Below are 22870 nucleotides of genomic sequence, written 5' to 3'. Positions count from 1 at the left end.
GGCCGGCATGAACGTACTGACGGACAACTTCCGCACGTACGCCGAGGGTTTCCTCGGCACCCTCCGACTGACCGTCTACGCCTCGGCGCTGGCCCTCGTCCTGGGCTTCCTGACGGCGTCCTTCCGGGTCGCGCCCGTCGGCTCGCTGCGCTTCCTCGGCACGGCCTGGGTCACCGTGCTCCGCAACACCCCGCTCACCCTGCTGTTCTTCGCGGTGCTGCTCGGCCTGCCCCGGTTCGGACTCGTGCTGCCCTTCCAGGTGTTCGCGGTCCTCGCGCTCGGCTCCTACACCTCGGCGTTCATCTGCGAGGCGCTGCGCGCCGGCATCAACACCGTGCCGAAGGGACAGGGCGAGGCCGCCCGCAGCCTCGGCATGACCTTCGGACAGACCCTCGGTCTGGTGATCCTGCCGCAGGCGTTCCGCTCGGTCATCCCGCCGGTCGGCTCCACCCTCATCGCGCTCGCCAAGAACTCCGCGATCGCGGGAGCGTTCAGCGTCACCGAACTCCTCGGCACCTACAAGACGCTGAGCGAACTCGGCTACGACATCGTCTGGACGTTCGTGTGGATCGCCGCAGGCTACCTCGTCATCACCCTGGCCATCAGCGCGCTGTTCGGCGTGCTGGAGCGGAAGTGGGGGACCGCCCGATGAGCGAGGCGACCGCGCTCTACGACGTCCCGGGACCCGTCACCCGGCGACGGCACACGCTGTACGGCCTCCTGTCGGCCCTCGTCGTCCTCGCCCTGGCCGTCTGGATCCTGTATCTCCTTCTCGACACCGCCCAGTTCACCCGGACCAAGTGGATGCCCTTCGCCTACAAGGGAATCCAGGAACTCCTGCTGCGCGGCCTCGGCAACACGCTCGCGGCGTTCGCGGCGGCCGCCGTCCTCTCCCTGGCGCTCGGCGGCCTGCTGGCCACCGGCCGGCTCTCCGAGCACCGCGCGCTGCGCTGGTCGGCCACCGCCGTCGTGGAGTTCTTCCGGGCCATGCCCGTCCTCGTCATGATCTTCTTCATCTTCGTGGCGCTCAAGGTCCAGCCGCTGCCCGCCCTGGTGGCCGGACTCACCCTCTACAACGGCTCGGTGCTCGCCGAGGTGTTCCGCTCCGGGGTGAACGGCGTCGAACGCGGCCAGCGGGAGGCCGCGTTCGCGCTCGGCATGCGCAAGACCCAGGTCATGTCGTACGTCCTGGTGCCGCAGGCCGTGCGGGCCATGCTGCCCGCCATCATCAGCCAGCTCGTGGTGGCCCTCAAGGACACCTCGCTGGGTTACCTCATCACCTACGAGGAGTTCCTCCATGCCGGGAAACTGATCGCGTCCAACCTCGACTACGATTTGCCCTTCATCCCCGTGGTGATGGTGATCTCGCCGATCTACATCGGGATGTGCATGTTGCTCTCGTGGTTCGCCGGCTGGGTGGCCAGAAGGGAGCAGCGCAGTCCCAGGACCGAGGCCGCCGTGGCGGCCCCGGCCGAACCGGGGACGCTGCTGCCGTAGGGGGCGGCAGCCAGGGCCAGGCCCGGCCGGCGGCAGCCGGAGATCACTGCTCGCGCAGCGGGACGGACACGTACGACGGGTCGTCCACCGGCGAGGAGAAGGTCAGCTGCGCGCCGGACGGGTTGTGCTCGATGTAGAGCGGGTCCACCGTGTCGACCACCAGCGCGAGCCGGTGCCCGGCCGGCACGTCGTAGGCCGTGGAGAACAGGTCCAGGTCAACGTCGAACGCCTGGCCGGGGGTGCGGTCGTACCAGGTGTACGGCGCGTGGGTGACCAGCTTGCCGAGGCCCAGCGGGCCCACGTCGTACAGGTAGGCGACGAGGGTGCCGCTCTCCTTGGTCGGGGTGAGGGTGGTGTGCAGCCGTGCCGTGCCGCGCACCCGCCGGGTGCTGCCGTACCGCTCGGACTGCCAGACGGCGGCCCAGCGGCGGGGCAGCAGCGGGATCGAGGCGACCGGGGGCAGCCGGGCGATCTGGTCGAGCAGGCCGGACAGGAGCACCACCCCGCCGTCCGCGCCCGAGTCGACGTTCGCGTGGATCGTGGTCGACCCGGCCAGGGCCATCTTGGAGCGGGTGGCGCCCACCGACTTCCAGTCCGGGTAGCCCTCGTAGCCGCCGTCGGTGCGTGACGCGAGCTGCACCGGCTGTTCGCGGTCGACGCCGTTGTCCGCGCCCTTGAGGTAGTGGTCGAACCAGCGCTTGGTGTCGGTCCACACGTCGTTGGGCAGTCCGAGCAGGCCGGTCAGCTCGGCGGTGGCGTGGTCGCCGGGACGCAGCTCCAGGCGCTTGGGGCCGGTCAGCTTCCCGTAGAAGTCGGCGTACTGGTTGGCCGGGAAGATGGAGTCGCTCCAGGCGTTGGCCATGAAGACGGCCGGGCCGTTCGCGTTGAGCTGGTCGAGGTAGGTCGCGGCGGAACGTTTCCGCCCCCAGGCGATCATGTCCTGTTCCCGCTCCAGGTCCGAGGCGTAGAAGTCCTGGAAGATCTGCCGGACTTCGGGGCTCTCGCGCCCGGTCAGGGTCGCCGAGCCGTCCAGCAGGGCGGTCGCCTCGACGTGCTGGGTCCGGCCGGAGTAGATCGAGTCGATCAGGTCGGCCCAGCCGCTGAGCGCGCCGACCGCCTTGATGCGCTTGTCGTGCGCGGCGGCCAGCAGGCTGATCCCGGCTCCGTAGGAGACTCCCGCGATGCCGATGTGCGCGGGATCGGCCGCGGTGTTGGCGAGGGCCCAGTCGATGACCCTGGACGCGTCCGCCACGTCCGGCGGACCGGCCACTTCTATCTGCCCGCCGGACTGCCAGAACCCGCGCACGTTGTAACTGAGCACGATGTAGCCGGAGTCGGCGAGCTTCTGGGCTTGGGCCAGGTACTCGACCTGGGGCAGCGACCAGCTCGTGGGCAGCACGACGAGCGGGTAGCGCCGTGCGGCGTCGGCGTTCGCGGGTGCGACGACGTTCGCCTTGAGCACCGTGCCGCCGTCGCCGGTGATGTCGACGAAGCGGACGGGTGCGGCGGCCTGGGCGGTGGGGGCCAGGCCGATGAGGGTGCCGGCGATCAGGGCGGCCGTGACGGCGCCCGCGGCGGTGGTGCGACCGTGTCCCATGGGTCACTCCTCACTCGTGTCAGTGCAAAGTGACCCGACGGTAGCCGTGACCTCTTACCGCAAGTAACCCGTCGGTAAGTTACGTGCCAGTAACGATTGTTGAATCGTGCGGGCGATCAGGGGGCGCGGTGCGAGGCGGGGGAGGGCGCGGTCGCGGCGGGCGGCAGCGGAGCCTGCGCGGCACGGGTGACGTCCTCGACGAGTTCGACCACGTCGGGCCCGTACGCCTGCGAGTTGACGACCTTGAGGAGCAGTACGAACGTGCCGTTGCCGTGTCTGCGGGCGAGCCGCTGGTGGTTGCGGGCGAGGTAGCGGGTGGCGGCCTGGTTGGTGATCGCGCGCTGTCCGCAGAAGAGGAACACCGGCCGGGCGTCCGGGCGCTGGCCCGCGGTGAGCCGTGCGAGCAGCACGTACTCGGTGACGCCCGGTTCGAGGCGGTAGCGCTCGGCGCCGATCTGGAAGGCACCGCGGTCCGGGCCCGGCTCCGGGTCGACGTTGACGCGCACGCCGGGCAGCATCGCCGACATGTGCGCCACCATGCGCCGGTTCGACCCGGGGCCGCCCACGCAGAACTCCGTGCGCTCGCCGAAGCCCTGCTGGACGTTGTCCTGCGTCACCATCTGGAGGTTGGCGCGGCAGTCCCTGATCAGCGAGGCCAGCTCCAGGAGGGCGTACACGTCGAAGCGGTGCACGGCCGGTTCGGAGGTGGCCGGATCTCGGTTGACGACCAGCAGCGACTCGGAGTTCTCCGGCAGCCCGAGAAAGGCCTGCTTGCGGCGCAGGGCCCGCCGCGACAGGGCGGTGCGGGCCAGCCAGCCGAGCGCAGCGCTGATGCCGGCGGCCACGACGCCGAGGATAATGTTGCGCAGGTCGTCATTCATGGGCGCGCATGCTAGCGGTCGCGGATGGCCGGAACGTACCCGTGTTCGAAGTGTGGCGGTCGTATGACAGTGCCCTGAATACGGCTGTCGGGGCCGGGGCCCCGCCGATACGCTGCGCGGACGTTCCGGAACTGGAGGTGCGGATGCGTCGCCCTGTCACGCGGAAACTGACCGTCCTGGCGGTCTCGGCCGTCGTGGTGTCGGTGGGGGCGGCCGCGCCTCCCGCCGCGGGCGGCACACCCCCCGCGAAATCGCCGGTGGCCGTCGGGTACGGCGGAGCGGTCTCCAGCGTCGACGCGGACGCCACCGCCGCCGGCATCGAGGTGCTCCGCAAGGGCGGCAACGCGGTCGACGCGGCCGTGGCGACCGCCGCCGCGCTCGGGGTCACCGAGCCCTACTCCTCCGGCGTCGGCGGTGGCGGCTACTTCGTCTACTACGACGCCAAGTCCCGCACGGTGCACACGATCGACGGCCGCGAGACCGCGCCGCTGACCGCCGGCCCCGGCCTCTTCACGGAGAACGGCAAGCCGCTCGCCTTCGCGGACGCCGTCAGCAGCGGACTCAGCGTCGGCACCCCGGGAACCCCGGCCACCTGGCAGACCGCGCTCGACCGGTGGGGGTCCGAACGGCTCGGGACGGTGCTCGCGCCCGCCGAACGGATCGCGCGCGACGGATTCGTCGTCGACGACACCTTCCGGTCGCAGACCGCGTCCAACGAGACCCGGTTCCGGTACTTCCCCGACACCGCGAAGCTGTTCCTGCCGGGCGGGAAGCTGCCCGCGGTCGGCTCCGTCTTCAAGAACCCCGACCTGGCCGCGACCTACCGGGAGCTGGCACGCAAGGGGGTCGGCGCGATCTACCACGGAGACCTCGGCAAGGACATCGTGGCGACGGTCGACAAGCCGCCGGTGGACCCCGGTTCGGGCTGGAAGGCCCGTCCGGGCCGACTGTCGGCGAAGGACCTGGCCGCCTACCGGGCCAAGACGCAGGCGCCCACCGAGACGTCGTACCGCGGGCTGAAGGTGTACTCGATCGCGCCCTCCTCGTCCGGCGGGACGACAGTCGGGGAAGCCCTCAACATCCTGGAGAACACGAACCTCTCGAAGGCGGACGAGGTCCAGTACCTGCACCACTTCATCGAGGCGAGCCGGATCTCGTTCGCGGACCGCGGACGGTGGGTCGGCGACCCCGCGTTCGAGGACGTGCCGACCAAGGGGCTGCTGTCGCAGCGGTACGCCGACGAGCGGGCCGCGCTGATCCACGACGACTCCGTGCTGACCAGCCCGGTCGCGCCCGGCGACCCGAACCACCCGGGATCGACCGGCACCGCGGCGCCGACCACCTACGAGGGCGAGAACACCACCCACCTCACGGTCGCCGACAAGTGGGGCAACGTCGTCTCCTACACGCTGACCATCGAACAGACCGGCGGCAGCGCGATCACGGTCCCCGGACGGGGATTCCTGCTCAACAACGAGCTGACCGACTTCTCCTTCGCCCCGGCGAACCCGGCGGTCCACGACCCGAACCTGCCGGGGCCTGGGAAGCGGCCGCGGTCCTCGATCTCGCCGACGATCGTGCTCGACAAGGCCGACCGGCCCGTGGTGGCGCTCGGTTCACCCGGCGGGGCGACCATCATCACCACCGTGCTCCAGGTGCTGACGGAGTTCCTCGACCGTCATCTGCCGCTGGTGGACGCGATCGCCGCGCCCCGGGCCTCGCAGCGCAACGCCGCCACCACCGAGTTGGAGCCCGCGCTGTACAACGACCCGGTGCTGCGCGGCAAGCTGGAGGCGATCGGCCACGCGTTCTCGCTGAATCCCGAGATCGGGGCGGCCACGGGCGTGCAGCGGCTGCCCGGCGGGAAGTGGCTGGCGGCTGCCGAGACGGTACGCCGCGGCGGCGGGTCCGCACAGGTCGTGCGTCCCGCCCGCTAGCCGCACGGCCGAGGGTGCGCGCGAGCCGGTCGCCGGCCTCCCGCACCCTCGGCCGAGGCCTCAGACGGGCGCGTTCGAGGGGTCCGGCTTCCGGAACACCAGGCTTCCGCCCGCCACGTCCACGGTCACCGAACCGCCCTCCGTGACCGTGCCGTCCAGGAGCAGCCGCGACAGCTGGTTGTCGACCTCCCGCTGGATGGTCCGCCGCAGCGGCCGCGCCCCGTACTCCGGCCGGTAGCCGTGCTCCGCCAGCCAGTCGACCGCCGCGTCCGTGAAGTGCGCGGTGATGCCCTGCGCGTGCAGCATGCGGCGGGTGTGCTCCAGCAGCAGCTCGGTGATCTGGTGCAGCTGGTCGCTGCTGAGCTGGCGGAAGACCACGATCTCGTCGATGCGGTTCAGGAACTCCGGGCGGAAGTGCTCGCGGAGCGGGCGCAGCACCTGCTCACGGCGCGCCTCCTCCGTCGCCTCCTCGCCGCCGGGCCCGAAGCCGATGCCGGCACCGCGCCGGGTGATCACGTCCGAGCCCAGGTTGCTCGTCATCACGATGACCGTGTTGGTGAAGTCCACCGTGCGGCCCTGCGAGTCGGTCAGACGCCCGTCGTCCAGGACCTGGAGCAGGATGTTGAAGACGTCCGGGTGGGCCTTCTCCACCTCGTCGAGGAGCAGCAGCGAGTAGGGGTGGCGGCGGACCACCTCGGTGAGCTGGCCCGCCTCCTCGTGGCCGACGTACCCGGGCGGGGCGCCGACCAGGCGGGAGACGGTGTGGCGTTCCTGGTACTCGCTCATGTCCAGGCGCACCATCCGGTCCTCGCTGCCGAACAGCACCTCGGCGAGCGCGCGCGCCAGTTCGGTCTTGCCGACGCCGGTCGGGCCGAGGAAGAGGAAGCTGCCGATCGGACGGTCCGGGCTGGCGAGCCCGGCGCGGGAGCGCAGCACCGCCTCGGAGACGGCCGCGACCGCCTCGTTCTGGCCGATGACCCGCTGGTGCAGGTGGGACTCAAGGCCGAGCAGCCGTTCCTTCTCCTCCTGGGTGAGGCTGCTGACCGGGATGCCGGTCTGGCGGGAGACCACCTCGGCGATCGCCTCGGCCGTCACCTCCAGGTTCATCCCCTCGTCGGCCTCGTCCTCGCCGGAGAGTTCGGTGATCCGCCGCTTCAACTCGCCCACGCGGTCGCGGAGCTGGGTGGCGTGCTCGTAGCTCTCGTCGGCGACCGCCTGGTCCTTGTCCCGGGTCAGCTGCTCGATCTCGCGTTCCATGGCCCGTACGTCGCTGCCCTTGGCGCGGGAGCCGAGACGGACGCGGGCACCGGCCTGGTCGATCAGGTCGATCGCCTTGTCGGGGAGCCGGCGGTCGGTGAGGTAGCGGTCGGACAGCTCCACGGCGGCGACCAGCGCCTCGTCGGTGTAGCGGACCTGGTGGTGGGCCTCGTAGCGGTCGCGCAGGCCGCGCAGGATCTCGATGGTGTCCGGGACGGTCGGCTCGGGCACCAGGATCGGCTGGAACCGGCGGGCCAGCGCCGCGTCCTTCTCGATCTTGCGGAACTCCTCCAGCGTGGTCGCGCCGACGATGTGCAGCTCCCCGCGGGCCAGCGCCGGCTTGAGGATGTTGCCCGCGTCCATCGAGCCGCCCTCGCCTCCGCCCCCGGCGCCCACCACGGTGTGCAGCTCGTCGATGAAGACGATCAGCTGGTCGGAGTGGGCGCGGATCTCGTTCACGATCGTGGTGAGGCGTTCCTCGAAGTCGCCGCGGAAACGGGTGCCCGCCACCACGGCGGACATGTCGAGGGCGATCACCCGGCGCCCGGCGAGGATGTCCGGCACGTCCGCATCGGCGATCCGCTGGGCCAGCCCCTCGACGATCGCGGTCTTGCCGACCCCGGCGTCACCGATCAGCACCGGGTTGTTCTTCCCGCGCCGGGAGAGCACCTCGATGGTCTGCTCGATCTCGTCCTCACGGCCGATGACCGGGTCGATGCGGCCCTCTGCGGCGAGTTCGGTCAGGTCGCGGCCGTACTTGTCCAGCGTGGGCGTGCCGGTACGGCGGCGGCTGTCCGGGCCGGTCAGGACGCGGTCGGTGTCCGGGACGTCCGCGGGCAGGCCGGCGGCGAACCGGGCCGCGTTCAGGATGTGCCCGGCGGCCGAGTCCGGGTTGGCGGCGAGCGCGCCCAGCACGTGTTCGGGGCCGATGTAGCCGGCGCCGCCGGCCCGCGCCAGGTCGTGCGCGTCCAGCAGGGCGCGCTTGACGGCCGGGGTCAGGGACAGCGAGGTCGGCGGGGGAGCCTCGCCCGGCGGGTGCTGGACGGGGCCGGCGCGGCCGTCGATCTCGGTGGCCAGCGAGTCGGGATCCGCGCCGGACCTGCTGAGCAGGGAGCGGGTCGGCTCCGCCGTCAGCGCCGCGCGCAGCAGATGCTCGGTGTCGAGATCCCGGCTGCCGTGTTCGGCGGCGTACTGGGCGGCGCCCTTGACCAGTTCCCGGGCGGGCTGGCTGAGCAGCCTGCCGATGTCTATCTGACGGGGGCCCTGGCGTTCCCCGCCGCCGCCGAAGAAGCGGGCGAGGAACTCACCGAAGGGGTCCTGTCCGAAGTCGCTCGGTCCGGGGTAACCGCTGCTCATGAGCGTTCGTTCCGTTCCGGCGTCCCGGCGCCTGGCGGGACGCGCTCGCTGGTCGACGTGCCGGTCCACGCGGGTGCCCCCCGCAGCCCGGTCCCACCACCTTCGCACGCCTGCCCGAGGGGGGCATGTCCAGCACTTCCCGGGCGCCCCGCGGGACCCGGACCGTCCCCTTCGGCACCCGCGAAACCGCAGGCGGGAGCCGGGTCAGCGCCGCGGACCGCGCTCCGTGAGGATCCGCGGACCCGCGTCGGTGACCGCCACCGTGTGCTCGACGTGCGCGGCGCGGGAGCCGTCGTTCGTGCGCAGCGTCCAGCCGTCGGGCGCCTCGTGGTAGCCGTCCTGGCCGCTGCCGATCAGCATCGGCTCGATCGCGAGGGCCATGCCGTGCCGGAGCGGGAGACCGCGGCCGGGACGGCCCTCGTTGGGCACCTCCGGGTCCTCGTGCATGTGACGGCCCACGCCGTGGCCGCCGAAGCCCTGCGGGATGCCGTAGCCGGCCTCGCGGCAGACCCTGCCGACCGCGTGCGCGATGTCGCCGATGCGGTTGCCGACGACCGCCGCCGCGATGCCGGCCGCCAGCGCCCGCTCGGCCGTCTCCACGAGCCGCACGTCCGCCGGGCGCGCCCGGCCGACGGTGAAGCTGATGGCCGAGTCGCCGACCCAGCCGTCGAGTTCGGCACCGCAGTCGATGGAGACCAGGTCGCCGTCGCGCAGCCGGTAGGAGGTCGGGATGCCGTGCACGATCGCGTCGTTGACCGAGGCGCAGATGACGGCCGGGAACGGGGTCGTCGCGAAGGAGGGCCGGTAGCCGAGGAACGGCGAGGTGGCCCCGGCCTCCTTCAGCACCCCGCGTGCCACCTCGTCCAGCTCCAGCAGGGAGACGCCGACGGCGGCGGCCTCCCGTACGGCCGTCAGGGCCTGCCCGAGGACCTGGCCGGCCTCGTACATCGCCTCGATCGATACGTCTGTCTTGAGTTCCACCATGCCAATTACTATACCGGCTTTCTCGACCGGCTAAGAATCACGCCCTAGAATGACGGCATGGTGCGCACCCCACTCACTCCGGAAGAGCGCGAACGCGGCGAGCGGCTCGGGCAGCTGCTGCGCGCGGCGCGCGGCGACCGCAGCATGACCGAGGTGGCGGCCGAGGCCGGCATCTCGGCCGAGACGCTCCGCAAGATCGAGACCGGCCGGGCCCCGACCCCGGCCTTCTTCACCGTCGCCGCGCTGGCCCGCGCGCTCGGATTGTCGATGGACGAACTGGTGGTGCGCTGCCTCCTCGTCCCGGTGTGACACCGGTCGGCCGGAATCCCGCGGTGAGGGCGCCGCGCGCCCGCCGAAAACTCCCCGTAGCAGCGCCGTAACACACCTGGTGTTGCCTACGAAGCCGGAGTGTTCCGGTCGGGCGGGAGTGAGCGATGACTGTGGACCAGCTCCCGGGCCGGGTGCGGGAGTTCGCGAACCACCTCGACGGCCTGCTGGCCCGGCTGGACCGGGACGGCGGCTGGTGCGCGGTGTTCTGGCAGCGCGACCCCGACGGCATGCGGGCCTGCCTCGACGGCCTGGAGGTGCCGCCCTGGGACGTCGTGGCGGCGCTCCTCCAGGACTTCGCGTCCGCCTACGGCCCCGAGACCGCCGCCCGCGCCGCCGAGCGGACCCGGAGGCTGCACGCCGGCGCGCTCGCCGCGCACGACGCCCGGCCGGGCGCGCGGGAGGACCTGGGCGACCGCCTGGACGCCATGCTCCGTGAACAGCGCTACGCGGCCGAACGCCTGGCCCAGCTCGGCCGTGCCCACGGCGCCGCACGCTCCCGCGCTCAGGCCGACTCCCTCGGCGTCGACCTCGCCTGGGCCCGCGACGACCACGAACGGGCCGCGGCCCGCTGCGCCGAACTCCGGGACCGGATCGCGCGCTGGGAACGGCGGGCCGCGGCGCACCCACCACCCCGTGCCGCCGACCCCACGTCGACCATCCACACGGCCCCGGCACCGGCGCCCCACACCGACTCGCGACCTGCCGCCTACGCCGACTCGGGCCCCGCCGCCTACGTGGACCCGGCGCCCGCCTCGAACACCGTCGCGGGATCCGCCGCCTACGCAGATTCGGGCCGCGCCTCCTACGTGGACCCGGCGCCCGCCACGAACACCGTCGCGGGATCCGCCGCCTACGCCGACCCGGGCCCCGCCAGGGCCGCCCCCGGACCCGCTTACGATTTCTCGGCGCCCGCCCAGGCCTCCCAGGGACCTGCTCACGCCGTCCCGAGCCCCGCCTACGCCGCCTCGGAGCCGGTCCACGCCGACCTGGAATCCACCGCCTACGCCGACCCGGCGTCCCCCGCCCAGGCCTCCCCGGCACCCGCCGCCCACTCCGACTCGGGCCCCGCCGCCCACTCCGACTCGCGCCCCGCCCCCGACGCAGCTCCGGTGCCTCCCACCCAGGCCACCCCGGCATCCGCCCGCCCCCTCCCGTCGCCCGCCGTCCCGGACGGGGTCGCGCCCGGCGGCGAGCCGTCCGAAGGCCGGGGCCAGGTCGTCGCCAAGCGGCGCAAGCGGCGGCGGGGCAGTGCGCGGTTCGCGGGGCTGGTAGAGGACGAGGCCGCGCCCGGTCCGCCGCCCGGGGCGCCGACGGAGGCCGTCCCGGTGGCCGCCGCGGGCCGGCGCACGCCGCGCGGCGCCCGGTTCGCCGGAGCCGCCGAGGCGCCCGCGGGGCCGGAACCGGCACCGGAGGAGGCCGACGAGGCGGCGGGGCAGGCCGTGGCGGACGCCGTGGCGCGGCTCGAACGGCTGCGGGCCGAGGGCCGCACCGGAGAGGCGCACGCGCTCCTGGCCGAGGCCGCCCACTGGCCCGCGCCCCGCTTCCCGCTGCTCGCGGACGCCCTGCACCGCGCCGGGCTCGACGCCGACTGGACCACGCTGCTGTGGGAGACGGCCTCGCTGCCGGCCGCCCGGCTGGTGGCCGCCGCCGACGCGCTGACCGCCGCGGGCCGTATCGCCGACGGCCGGCAGGTCCTCCGCCAGGGCGTCGTCCGTCCCGCCTCCGAGATCGGCGAGGCCGTCCTCGCCCTGGACACGGCGGGCCGCCACCGCGAGGCCGATGCCCTGCTGGACAGCTACGTCGAGGTCCGCCCGCCGCAGGAGGCGGCCCACAGCGCCGAACCGGATCCCCGGCGCCTGGTGCCCCTGCTGCTCCGCTCGGCCGAGCGGATCTCCGACCAGCGCCGCTGGGACCTGCTCCACGCGCTGAGGGTGGCGGGCCTCGCCTCGTGAGGGGCGCGGGCGACGGCGCGACCGGCCGCCGAGCGCCCGCGCAACGGCCCCCCATCCGCCAGCCAGGTAAGAAACGAGATCGACTCGGCGGCTTGACGACGATGGTCTTGGCAAGGACTCCGAGGACGCTTACTTTCGACCCTCTACGGGCGTAGAAGGAGCAGCTCATGGCCAACGTCGTACGTGCCGCTCTGGTCCAGGCCACCTGGACCGGCGACACCGAGTCCATGGTGGCGAAACACGAGGAGTTCGCCCGCGAGGCGGCCCGCAGGGGCGCGAAGATCATCGGATTCCAGGAAGTCTTCAACGCCCCCTACTTCTGCCAGGTCCAGGAGCCCGAGCACTACCGCTGGGCGGAGCCGGTCCCGGACGGCCCCACGGTCCAGCGGATGCGGGAACTGGCCCGCGAGACCGGCATGGTGGTCGTCGTCCCGGTCTTCGAGGTCGAGCAGTCCGGCTTCTACTACAACACCGCCGTCGTGATCGACGCCGACGGCAGCGTCCTCGGCAAGTACCGCAAGCACCACATCCCGCAGGTCAAGGGCTTCTGGGAGAAGTACTACTTCAAACCGGGCAACGCGGGCTGGCCGGTCTTCGACACCGCCGTCGGCAAGGTCGGTGTGTACATCTGCTACGACCGGCACTTCCCGGAGGGCTGGCGGCAACTCGGCCTGAACGGCGCCCAGCTGGTCTACAACCCGTCGGCCACCTCGCGCGGCCTGTCGGCCTACCTCTGGCAGCTGGAGCAGCCCGCCGCCGCCGTCGCCAACGAGTACTTCGTCGCCGCCATCAACCGGGTGGGCCGGGAGGAGTACGGGGACAACGACTTCTACGGGACGAGCTACTTCGTCGACCCGCGCGGGCAGTTCGTGGGGGAGGCCGCGAGCGACAAGGACGAGGAACTCGTCGTCCGGGACCTCGACTTCGGTCTGATCGACGAGGTACGGCAGCAGTGGGCCTTCTACCGTGACCGCCGTCCCGACGCCTACGAAGGGCTGGTACAGCCGTGAACGACCTCTTCGCCCGCCACCGCCAGGTCCTGCCCGACTGGCTGGCCCTCTACTACGACGAGCCGCTGGAGATCACGCACGGCGAGGGCCGGCACGTCTGGGACGCCGACGGCAACCGCTACCTCGACTTCTTCGGCGGCATCCTCACCACGATGACCGCGCACGCCCTGCCCGAGGTCACCAAGGCGGTGAGCGAGCAGGCCGGGCGGATCATCCACACCTCCACGCTCTACCTCAACCGGCCGATGGTCGAACTGGCCGAGCGGGTCGCGCACCTGAGCGGGATCCCGGACGCCCGGGTCTTCTTCACCACCTCCGGCACCGAGGCCAACGACACCGCCCTGCTGCTCGCGACGACCTACCGCCGGACCAACACGATCCTGGCGATGCGCAACAGCTACCACGGCCGCTCCTTCAGCGCCGTCGGCATCACCGGCAACAAGGGCTGGTCGCCGACCGCCCTCTCACCGCTGCAGACGCTGTACGTGCACGGCGGCGTCCGCACCCGCGGCCCGTACGCCGAACTGAACGACCGTGACTTCGTCGCGGCCTGCGTCGAGGACCTGCGCGACCTCCTCGGCCACACCCGGCCGCCGGCCGCGCTGATCGCCGAACCCATCCAGGGCGTCGGCGGTTTCACCTCGCCGCCCGACGGGCTGTACGCGGCCTTCCGCAAGGTCCTCCAGGAACAGGGCATCCTCTGGATCGCCGACGAGGTGCAGACCGGCTGGGGCCGCACCGGCGAGCACTTCTGGGGCTGGCAGGCGCACGGCCAGAGCGGTCCGCCGGACATCGTCACCTTCGCCAAGGGCATCGGCAACGGCATGTCCATCGGCGGGGTGATCGCCCGCTCCGAGATCATGAACTGCCTGGACTCCAACAGCATCTCGACGTTCGGCGGCACCCAGATCACCATGGCGGCGGGGCTCGCCAACCTGTCGTACCTGCTGGACCACGACCTCCAGGGCAACGCCCGCCGGGTCGGCGGACTCCTCATCGAACGCCTCCGCTGCATCGCCGCCCAGCTGCCCGGCGTACGGGAGGTGCGGGGCCGCGGTCTGATGATCGGCGTCGAACTGGTCAAGCCCGGCACGGACGAGGCCGATCCCAAGTCGGCGTCGGCCGTCCTGGAATCGGCCAGGGAGAACGGCCTCCTGATCGGCAAGGGCGGCGGCCACAACACCAGCGCGCTGCGCATCGCCCCGCCGCTGTCCCTGACGGTCGCGGAGGCGGAGGAAGGCGCCGCGATCCTCGAACAGGCACTGAGGAGTGCCTACTAGGCGACCCGCCGGGTGCCGGCCACGGCGCCGCCGTGGCTGGTCGCGCAGTTCCCGCCGGGCCCCTTCGGGGGCGCGGGGAACTGCGCGACCGGCCCCCACCGGGCCCGCGGGCCCGGACGCACCGAAACCCGACCGAGGGACCAGCAGGATGACCGCCACGTGGGAGCCCGTCAGGACAACCGACCCCATACTGTCGGTCCGTCAGATCCTCGCCCTGGAACGGGTCCTGGCCGGAGACCCCGAGGTCGTGGCCGGGTCCGCCCACCTCGACCGCCCGGTCCGCTGGGTGCACGTCGCCGAGGCCCCCGACGTCGGAGTCATGCTCACCGGCGGCGAGATGGTCCTCACCACCGGCGTCCTGCTGGCCGACGACGCGCACAAACAGGCCGAGTACATCCAGGCCCTGCACCGGGCCGAGGCCGCCGCGGTCGTCCTCGGCCTCGGCCGGGCCTTCCCGTCCCCGCCCGACGCGATGCGCCGCGCGGCGGACCGCTGCGGCCTGCCCCTGGTGGTCCTGCACCGCCCCTTCCCCTTCGCCGAACTGACCGAGGAGGTCCAGTCCCGGCTGGTGCGGCGGAAGTTCGCCGCCGTCAGCCTCTCCGAGTCGGTCCGTACCGCCCTCACCGGTCTCATCACCGCCGGCGCGCCCCTGCAACGCCTCCTCGACGAGGTCGCCGTGCACAGCGCCTGCCCGGTCGTCGTCACCAACCTCGCCCACCGGGTGCTGGCCACCGCGGGGGAGCGGTCGGCCGTGGACGACGTCCTGCGGGACTGGGAGCGCATCGCCCGGCAGGCCGGCGGCGGCGAGGGCGACGGCTGGATCCGGGCCGAACTCGGCGGCCGCGGCGAGCGCTGGGGCCGGATCGTGCTCTGCGGGTACCGCGGCGACACCGTCACCGGACGGCTGCTCGCCGACCGCGGGGCCGAGGCCGTCGTCCTGCACCGCATGCTCGGCGGCGGCTCCGCCCGCAGCTGGGAGGAGCAGTCCGCGCAGAGCCTGCTGACCGACCTGGTCTCCGGAGTCGTCCCCGCCCGGCAGCTGCTGCCCAGGGCACGGGCGGCCGGACTCCCGGTCAACCGGCGGACCTTCGTGCCCGTCGTCGTACGGGACGCCGAGGCCGCCCGGCTGGAGCGGGTCCTGCGGCTGCTGGGGCTGCCCGGACTCGTCGCCGAACTCACCGAACGCGTCACCGCCGTCCTGCTCAGCCTCGCCCGCGACCAGGACGCCGACGCCCTCGCCACGTACTTCGCGGTCCGGCTGCACGGCGAGTCGGCCGGGCCGCACGCGGTGGTCGCCGCGGCCGGCCCCCGGACCTCCTGGGACGACGTGCCCGCCGGACTGCGCGAGGCCCGGCACGTGGCCGACGCCGTCGCCGACTCCTCGGCCGCCCTCGACCTGCCGCCCGTCGTCCGGCTCCGGGACGTCCATCTGCGGGGCCTGATCCGGCTGCTCCGCGACGACCCGCACGTCCAGTCCTTCGCCGAGCGCGAGCTGGACGGGCTGCTCTGCGGCGAGGGCGTCGACCAGGACCTGCTCGGCGTCCTGCGGACCTACCTCGCCACCGGGCGCAACAAGTCCCGCACCGCGCAGCTGCACCACGTCTCGCGGCCCGCGCTGTACCGCCGCCTGGAAGCCATACAGGCCCGGCTCGGCGTCGACCTCGACGACTTCGAACAGGCGGCCTCCGTGCACATCGCGCTCCTCGCGCACGACGCGCAACAGCAGTGAAACATGTGACGACCTGGGAGAACGGCGGTGAAACATGAGCCGAGGACCGCGTGACACGGTGACACGCGGAACGCCCGCAGACGTGACACGCTGGCACTCAAAGCGCGCTTGCGGGCTTTCTAGGCTCCTCGCACATCGAGCGACAGACGCCCGAGCGACCGGAGGTCCCGATGAGCCGAGTGATCCGTGCCGCCCTGTTCCAGACCGCCTGGACCGGCGACAAGGAGTCGATGATCCAGGTCCACGAGCAGGCCGCCCGCGACGCGGCGGCCCAGGGCGCCCAGGTCCTGTGCTTCCAGGAGCTGTTCTACGGACCCTACTTCTGCCAGGTCCAGGACAAGGCCTTCTACGAGTACGCCGAGCAGGTGCCGGACGGCCCGGTCGTCCAGCGCTTCCAGGCCCTCGCGCGGGAGCTGGGCATCGTCCTGATCCTGCCGGTGTACGAGGAGGAGCAGCCCGGCGTCCTCTACAACACCGCCGCCGTGATCGACGCGGACGGCTCCTACCTCGGCAAGTACCGCAAGCACCACATCCCCCAAGTCCCCGGCTTCTGGGAGAAGTTCTACTTCCGTCCGGGGAACGCCGGCTGGCCGGTCTTCGAGACCGCGGTCGGGCGGATCGGCGTCTACATCTGCTACGACCGGCACTTCCCGGAGGGCTGGCGGGCGCTGGGCCTCGGCGGTGCGGAGATCGTCTTCAACCCGTCGGCCACCTCGCGCGGACTCTCCCGCTACCTCTGGCAGCTGGAGCAGCCGGCGGCGGCCGTCGCCAACGAGTACTTCGTCGGCGCGATCAACCGGGTCGGCGTGGAGGACCTGGGCGACAACGACTTCTACGGGACCTCGTACTTCGTCGACCCGGAGGGCCAGTTCGCCGGCGAGGTGGCCTCCGACAAGGAGACCGAACTCGTCGTCCGCGACCTGGACCTGGCCAAGCTGCGGGAGGTCCGCGACCGCTGGCAGTTCTTCCGGGACCGCCGCCCCGACGCGTACGGCCCGATCACGGCTCCCTGACGAGCAGACGGCAAGTCCCGCGCCCCCGAAGGCCGGGGGAGGAACCGCGCGACCAGCCACCGACGACCGGCACCTTCCCGACAACCGAACGGAGCGTGAACCCATGACCGGCCGCACCCTCATCCACGGCGGTCTCGTCATCACCGCGTCCGACGAGATCCACGCCGACGTCCTGATCGAGGACGGCCGTATCGCCGTCCTCGCCGCCTCCGGAACCCCCGCCGCCGAGGCGTTCACCGCGGAGCGGACCATCGACGCCACCGGAAAGTACGTCATCCCGGGCGGCGTCGACGCCCACACCCACATGGAGCTGCCGTTCGGCGGCACGTTCGCCTCCGACACCTTCGAGACCGGCACCCGGGCCGCCGCCTGGGGCGGTACCACGACGATCGTCGACTTCGCCGTGCAGAGCGTCGGGCACGGCCTGCGCGAGGGGCTCGACGCCTGGCACGCCAAGGCCGAGGGCAACTGCGCGATCGACTACGGCTTCCACATGATCGTCTCCGACGTGAACCAGGACACGCTCAAGGAGATGGACCTGCTGGTCGAGGAGGGCGTGACCTCCTTCAAGCAGTTCATGGCCTACCCCGGGGTCTTCTACTCCGACGACGGCCAGATCCTGCGCGCCATGCAGCGCTCCGCCGAGAACGGCGGCCTGATCATGATGCACGCCGAGAACGGCATCGCGATCGACGTCCTGGTGGAACAGGCGCTGGCCCGCGGCGAGACCGACCCCCGCTTCCACGGCGAGGTCCGCAAGGCGCTCCTGGAGGCCGAGGCCACGCACCGGGCGATCAGGCTCGCGCAGGTGGCCGGCGCGCCGCTGTACGTCGTCCACGTCTCGGCGATGGAGGCGGTGGCCGAACTGGCGCGGGCGCGCGACGAGGGGCTGCCGGTCTTCGGCGAGACCTGCCCGCAGTACCTGTTCCTGTCGACCGACAACCTCGCCGAGCCGGACTTCGAGGGCTCGAAGTACGTGTGCAGCACGCCGCTGCGGCCCAGGGAGCACCAGGCCAAGCTCTGGCAGGGCCTGCGGACCGACGACCTCCAGGTGGTCTCCACCGACCACTGCCCGTTCTGCTTCGTCGGCCAGAAGGAGCTGGGACGAGGCGACTTCTCGAAGATCCCCAACGGCCTGCCCGGCGTCGAGAACCGCATGGACCTGCTCCACCAGGCGGTCGTCGACGGGCACATCTCGCGCCGCCGCTGGATCGAGATCGCCTGCGCCAACCCGGCGCGGATGTTCGGGATGTACCCGAAGAAGGGCACCATCACCCCGGGTGCCGACGCCGACGTCGTCATCTACGACCCGCACGCCGAGCAGGTCGTCTCCGCCGAGACCCACCACATGAACGTCGACTACTCGGCGTACGAGGGCAGGCGGCTCACCGGCCGGGTCGAGACGGTCCTCTCGCGCGGCGAACCCGTCATCACCGAGCGGGAGTACACCGGACACGCCGGGCACGGTGTCTACACCCCGCGCTCCACCTGTCAGTACCTCAACTAGGAGTGGCGCCCATGGACTTCGGACTCGTCCTGCAGACCGACCCGCCGGCCTCCCGTGTCATCAGCCTGATGAAGCGGGCGGAACGCAACGGGTTCTCGTACGGCTGGACCTTCGACTCCGCCGTGCTCTGGCAGGAGCCGTTCGTGATCTACAGCCAGATCCTCGCCAACACCTCGAAGCTGACGGTCGGCCCGATGGTCACCAACCCGGGCACCCGCACCTGGGAGGTCACCGCCTCCACCTTCGCCACCCTCAACGACATGTTCGGCAACCGCACGGTCTGCGGCATCGGCCGCGGCGACTCCGCGATGCGGGTGGCCGGACGCAAGCCCAACACCCTCGCCCGGATCAGCGAGGCCATGAAGGTCATCCGGGCCCTGGGCCGCGGCGAGGAGGCCGATCTGGGCGGCACGGTGATCCGCTTCCCGTGGATCAGGCCCGGCGCCGAACTCCCGGTCTGGATGGCCGCGTACGGCCCGAAGGCGCTGAAGATGACCGGCGAGGAGGCGGACGGCTTCATCCTCCAGCTCGCCGACCTCTACCTCACCGAATACATGGTCAAGGCGGTGAAGGACGCGGCGGCGGCCGCCGGACGCGACCCGTCCGAGGTCAGGATCTGCGTCGCCGCCCCGGCGTACGTCACCGCAGACGACTCGCCCGAGGCGCTGGCGCACGCCCGCGAGCAGTGCCGCTGGTTCGGCGGCATGGTCGGCAACCACGTCGCCGACCTCGTGGCCAAGTACGGCGAGCACTCCGCCGCCGTACCCGACGAACTCACCGACTACATCAAGTCCCGGCAGGCGTACGACTACGCGCACCACGGCCGCAGCGGCAACCCCGACACCGAGTTCGTCCCCGACGAGATCGTCGACCGGTTCTGCATCGTCGGACCGCCCGAGAAGCACATCGAGAAGCTGAACGCACTGCGCGAGCTGGGCGTCGACCAGTTCGCCGTCTACGACATGCACGACGCGCAGGAAGCCACCATCGACGCCTACGGGAGCAAGGTGATCCCGGCCGTCAACGGCTAGCTCTTTCCTGGCAGTTGGTCTCCCCCTTCCCGCCGTCCCGGGAAGGGGGTCAGGGCGCACCCCACACGCGTACCCCCCTCGCCCCGCCCGCACGGCCTGTCTTCCGTCCCGTCTCCCTGCGATTGGCCTGCCCATGACCGACACCGCTCCCACGGCCATACCGCCGTCCGGCTCCGTCACCTCCTCCGACGGACGCGTCGAGCTCGCTCCGGGCTCCCCGCCGCCGGCCGGTCCCTACGCCAACGCGGACCTGCTGCCCGTCCCTGTCGAGAAGCGCACCTGGACCACCTACAACTTCTCCGCGCTCTGGGTCGGCATGGCCCACAACACGGCGTCCTGGACCCTGGCCTCCGGGCTGATCGCGGTCGGCATGGACTGGAAACAGGCCGTGTTCACCATCGCCCTGGCCAACCTGATCGTCCTCGTGCCGATGCTCCTCACCGGGCACGCCGGACCGAAGTACGGCATCCCCTTCCCGGTCTTCGCCCGCGCCTCCTTCGGCGTCCGCGGCGCCAACCTGCCCGCCGTCGTACGGGCGTTGGTGGCCTGCGGCTGGTTCGGCATCCAGACCTGGATCGGCGGCGAGGCCATCTACTTCCTGGCCGGCAAGCTCATCGGCGACAGCTGGGCGAACGCCTCGCACATCGGCGGCTACGCCTGGACCATGTGGCTGTCGTTCGCGCTCTTCTGGGTGCTCCAGGTCGCCATCATCTACCGGGGCATGGAGACCATCCGCCGCTTCGAGAACTGGGCCGCGCCCTTCGTGATCGTCGGCGCGGTGGTCATGCTGATCTGGATGAGCGACAAGGCCGGCGGTCTCGGCCCGCTCTTCGACCAGCCCTCCAAGCTCGGCTGGGGCGGCGACTTCTGGAAGATCTTCTGGCCCTCGCTGATGGGCATGATCGGCTTCTGGTCCACCCTGAGCCTGAACATCCCCGACTTCACCCGGTACGGCAGGAGCCAGAAGGCGCAGACCCGGGGCCAGGCGCTCGGCCTGCCGACGACGATGACGCTGTTCGCGTTCCTGTCGGTCCTGGTGACCTCCGGTTCCCAGGCCGTGTACGGCGAGCCGGTCTGGGACCCGGTCCAGCTGGCCGCCAAGACGGACAACGTGGTCGGGCTGCTCTACGCCCTGGTCACCGTCCTGGTCGCGACCCTGTCCGTGAACATCGCGGCCAACCTGGTGTCGCCGGCGTTCGACTTCTCCAACATCGCGCCCCGGAAGATCAGTTTCCGTACCGGCGCGCTGATCACCTCGGTGCTCGCGGTCCTGATCTTCCCGTGGAAGCTGTACTCCGACCCGCAGGGCTACATCTTCACCTGGCTCGGCCTGGTCGGCGGTCTGCTCGGCACGGTCGCCGGCATCCTCATCGCCGACTACTGGCTGCTGCGCCGCACCCGTCTCGACCTGGCCGACCTGTACCGCACGGGCGGCCGCTACTGGTACGACGGAGGCTGGAACTGGCGGGCCGTCCTCGCCTTCCTCGTCGGCGGTGTGCTCGCCGTCGGCGGCGCCAGCTTCGAACCGCTGATCGACGGCCGCCCGATCCCGGCGCTGTCCTCGCTCGCCGACTACGGCTGGGCCGTCGGCCTGGGCACGTCCCTGGTGCTCTACGTCGGTCTGACGAAGCTGACCGGACGCGCCGCCGAAGCGGCGTGAACGCGGAGGGCGGCCGGTGGCACGACGCTACTGGCCGCCCTTGAGCGCGGCCACCGCGCTCTTCGCCGCCTTGATGGCACCCTTGTTGATCTCGTCCGTGTCCGGCGCCTTCTTGTTCTCGAAGTCGCTGCCGTTGTAGGTGACGACCACCAGCGCGTTGGAGACCTGGGCCATCACCACGCCCTCACGGGTCTGCTGCTTGTCCTCGGTGGTGAGGTTGACCACCGAGTAGCCGCCGTCGCCGAGCCCCGGCACGGCTCCGCCGCCGCTCTTCTCCGCGACGCGTTCCTTGTACTCCTTCGCCGCCGCCGCGTCCGTGTCCATGATCTCGAAGGAGACGTCGAGCCAGCGGTAGTCGTACCCCTTGAGGGCGTTCCAGGAGCAGGTGCGGCGCAGCTTGGTGTCGGTGGAGGGGATCTCCTTGCCGGCCGTCTTCGCGCCCGGCACCAGCGACTTGACGGTGGCGACGGGGATGCTGGCGCAGGGCGCGGGCGCGCCGTCGTACGTCTTGGCGGCCGCCGTCGACGTCGCGGCGGACGACGGGGCGTCGCTCGTGGACTCGCCGGCGGTCTGCCGGGACGAGGTGTCGCCGGAGGCGGTGGGCGTCGTGTCCGGACCCGACGCCATCGCCCAGCCCGCACAGGCGAGCACGGCGACCGGCGTCAGGCGCGCGGTGAGGGCCAGAGGCAGTGGTAGAGAACGCAAGTCGCACTTCTCGTGGGGGACGGTGTGCCGAGGTGTCCACACTGCGGACGGGACGCCAGTGTCACATGGCTGCCCGCGGGGTGGAAGTGGAATCGGCGCCTTGCCTGCGCGGCGGGCGCCCGCGCCCGGTTGACACGGGCCGCGGGCCCGTCCCCCTACATCCGGAATGTCGTGCGCCCGCGGTCCGCGTACTTCCGTAATGTCGTGACTGGCTCCGGCCCGCGAAGGTGACCGGAGTCACCGCCCGGCCCGGTCGCGCGAGTTGCCGAACAGCAGCCGGTAGGCGATGAGGAGGACCAGGGAGCCCGCGATCGCGGCACCCCAGGTGTAGAGGTCGAAGAACTGCTTCTCCACCGGCCGGTCGAGGAAGCGGGCCGACAGCCAGCCGCCGACGAAGGCGCCCGCGATGCCGATGAGGGTGGTGCCGATCAGGCCGCCCGGGTCACGGCCGGGCAGCAGGACCTTGGCGATGGCTCCGGCGAGGAGGCCCAGGACGATCCAGCTGATGATGCCCACGTTCGTTGTCCTCCCGGTACGGGCGGTGCCCGGTTCGATTGCCTTGTTGCGCAAGCTTAGGAACGGCGGAGGCCGTCCGGGGAGTCCGACGCCGAGCCGTCGATGATCTGTCACCCGCTCATGACAATGCGGAGAACACGTGGCGGACATTCCGGGGAGGGCGTGCGGGCGCCGGTGACCGCACGCCTACACTGAGTGCACTTCTGTGCGACGACGGTGAGGGAGGGAGCGGGCTGTGGCGGAGGACATCGGCGGTGTCACGGACCCCTCCGACGGGGTGCTGACCGAGGCGGCCGCGGTGTTCGGGCTGCTCGCCTCGCCCGCCAGGCTGCACCTCGTGTGGGCCCTGTCCCAGGGCGAGAGCGACGTCACGCGCCTCGCCGACCGGGTCGGCGGCGCCCTGCCCGCGGTCAGCCAGCACCTCGCCAAGCTCAAGCTCGCCGGCCTGGTGCGGTCCCGCAGGGAAGGCCGCCGGCAGATCTACTACGTGGACGACCCGGACATCGTGACCGTCGTACGCGTGGCCGTCGGACAGCTGACCGCCCGCTCGTACCACGTCCCGGTTCCGCTGCGGCCCCTGCGCGAGGCCGGGGTCTGAGAACGGCCGGGCGGCACGGACGGCGCCTGC

19 protein-coding genes are annotated in these 22870 nt (G+C 71.9%); 13 read left to right on the top strand and 6 right to left on the bottom strand.

The window, feature by feature from the left end; genetic code table 11:
• Positions 1-7 precede the first annotated feature (7 nt).
• The gene (locus ACIQOE_RS10995; protein ID WP_365561532.1) at positions 8-652 is read left to right on the top strand and encodes an amino acid ABC transporter permease; all 645 of its coding nucleotides are present in this window, start codon (positions 8-10) and stop codon (positions 650-652) included.
• Positions 649-1497, top strand: coding sequence for an amino acid ABC transporter permease (locus ACIQOE_RS10990; protein WP_399011308.1), 849 nt, complete (start codon positions 649-651; stop codon positions 1495-1497). The genes ACIQOE_RS10995 and ACIQOE_RS10990 overlap by 4 nt, the downstream gene beginning before the upstream one ends.
• A gap of 43 nt (positions 1498-1540) precedes the next feature.
• Here ACIQOE_RS10990 and ACIQOE_RS10985 read toward each other — a convergent pair whose 3' ends face one another.
• Together ACIQOE_RS10985 and ACIQOE_RS10980 are read right to left on the bottom strand one after the other, a co-directional pair.
• On the bottom strand, positions 1541-3094 hold the full coding sequence (locus tag ACIQOE_RS10985; protein WP_401410993.1) for a CocE/NonD family hydrolase: 1554 nt from the start codon (positions 3092-3094) through the stop codon (positions 1541-1543).
• A 116-nt stretch (positions 3095-3210) separates the two neighbouring features.
• Positions 3211-3975, bottom strand: coding sequence for a hypothetical protein (locus ACIQOE_RS10980; protein ID WP_401410991.1), 765 nt, complete (start codon positions 3973-3975; stop codon positions 3211-3213).
• Positions 3976-4118: 143 nt separating this feature from the next.
• Between ACIQOE_RS10980 and ggt the strand changes: the two genes are divergently transcribed.
• Complete coding sequence (ggt, locus tag ACIQOE_RS10975; RefSeq protein ID WP_365561545.1) at positions 4119-5912, top strand: gamma-glutamyltransferase; 1794 nt, start codon at positions 4119-4121, stop codon at positions 5910-5912.
• 60 nt (positions 5913-5972) lie between these two features.
• Here ggt and ACIQOE_RS10970 read toward each other — a convergent pair whose 3' ends face one another.
• Positions 5973-8525 carry an ATP-dependent Clp protease ATP-binding subunit gene (locus tag ACIQOE_RS10970; protein ID WP_365561547.1) on the bottom strand — a complete coding sequence of 851 codons (2553 nt, stop codon included), beginning with the start codon at positions 8523-8525 and terminating at the stop codon, positions 5973-5975.
• A 204-nt stretch (positions 8526-8729) separates the two neighbouring features.
• Entirely contained in the window at positions 8730-9509 is a 780-nt protein-coding gene (gene map / locus ACIQOE_RS10965) for a type I methionyl aminopeptidase (protein ID WP_401410988.1), read from the bottom strand.
• Between the two features lie 57 nt (positions 9510-9566).
• On the opposite strand from map, the gene ACIQOE_RS10960 reads away from it, so the two are divergent.
• From ACIQOE_RS10960 to ACIQOE_RS10920, 9 genes are all read left to right on the top strand, one after another.
• Entirely contained in the window at positions 9567-9818 is a 252-nt protein-coding gene (locus tag ACIQOE_RS10960; RefSeq protein ID WP_351315363.1) for a helix-turn-helix transcriptional regulator, read from the top strand.
• Between the two features lie 125 nt (positions 9819-9943).
• Complete coding sequence (locus tag ACIQOE_RS10955) at positions 9944-11791, top strand: hypothetical protein (protein WP_401410986.1); 1848 nt, start codon at positions 9944-9946, stop codon at positions 11789-11791.
• Positions 11792-11958: 167 nt separating this feature from the next.
• Positions 11959-12801, top strand: a complete 843-nt coding sequence (locus ACIQOE_RS10950; RefSeq protein ID WP_351315358.1) for a nitrilase-related carbon-nitrogen hydrolase — start codon at positions 11959-11961, stop codon at positions 12799-12801.
• On the top strand, positions 12798-14081 hold the full coding sequence (locus tag ACIQOE_RS10945; protein ID WP_365561555.1) for an aspartate aminotransferase family protein: 1284 nt from the start codon (positions 12798-12800) through the stop codon (positions 14079-14081). The genes ACIQOE_RS10950 and ACIQOE_RS10945 overlap by 4 nt, the downstream gene beginning before the upstream one ends.
• Positions 14082-14229: 148 nt before the next feature.
• On the top strand, positions 14230-15810 hold the full coding sequence (locus ACIQOE_RS10940) for a PucR family transcriptional regulator (RefSeq protein ID WP_401410983.1): 1581 nt from the start codon (positions 14230-14232) through the stop codon (positions 15808-15810).
• Positions 15811-15980: 170 nt separating this feature from the next.
• Positions 15981-16823: a nitrilase-related carbon-nitrogen hydrolase gene (locus ACIQOE_RS10935; RefSeq protein WP_351939673.1), complete on the top strand. Its 843-nt coding sequence runs from the start codon at positions 15981-15983 to the stop codon at positions 16821-16823.
• Between the two features lie 103 nt (positions 16824-16926).
• A complete protein-coding gene (gene hydA / locus ACIQOE_RS10930; RefSeq protein WP_401410981.1) occupies positions 16927-18330 on the top strand; it encodes a dihydropyrimidinase in 1404 nt (467 codons plus the stop codon).
• Positions 18331-18341: 11 nt separating this feature from the next.
• Positions 18342-19361: a TIGR03842 family LLM class F420-dependent oxidoreductase gene (locus ACIQOE_RS10925; RefSeq protein ID WP_351315344.1), complete on the top strand. Its 1020-nt coding sequence runs from the start codon at positions 18342-18344 to the stop codon at positions 19359-19361.
• Positions 19362-19494: 133 nt separating this feature from the next.
• Positions 19495-21021, top strand: coding sequence for an NCS1 family nucleobase:cation symporter-1 (locus ACIQOE_RS10920; RefSeq protein WP_401410979.1), 1527 nt, complete (start codon positions 19495-19497; stop codon positions 21019-21021).
• 27 nt (positions 21022-21048) lie between these two features.
• Here the strand turns inward: ACIQOE_RS10920 and ACIQOE_RS10915 are convergent, their stop codons facing one another.
• Positions 21049-21726, bottom strand: coding sequence for a hypothetical protein (locus tag ACIQOE_RS10915; protein ID WP_351315338.1), 678 nt, complete (start codon positions 21724-21726; stop codon positions 21049-21051).
• Between the two features lie 237 nt (positions 21727-21963).
• Complete coding sequence (locus tag ACIQOE_RS10910) at positions 21964-22242, bottom strand: GlsB/YeaQ/YmgE family stress response membrane protein (RefSeq protein WP_365557874.1); 279 nt, start codon at positions 22240-22242, stop codon at positions 21964-21966.
• Positions 22243-22477: 235 nt separating this feature from the next.
• Here ACIQOE_RS10910 and ACIQOE_RS10905 point away from each other — a divergent pair, with 235 nt between their 5' ends.
• The gene (locus ACIQOE_RS10905) at positions 22478-22840 is read left to right on the top strand and encodes a metalloregulator ArsR/SmtB family transcription factor (protein WP_351315332.1); all 363 of its coding nucleotides are present in this window, start codon (positions 22478-22480) and stop codon (positions 22838-22840) included.
• The last annotated feature ends 30 nt before the right edge of the window (positions 22841-22870 follow it).

Source organism: Streptomyces sp. NPDC091282 (assembly GCF_044757385.1).
GTDB lineage: Bacteria > Actinomycetota > Actinomycetes > Streptomycetales > Streptomycetaceae > Streptomyces > Streptomyces gramineus.
Note: the sequence above shows the minus strand (reverse complement) of the source record. Positions and strands in the feature narration are given on the sequence as shown.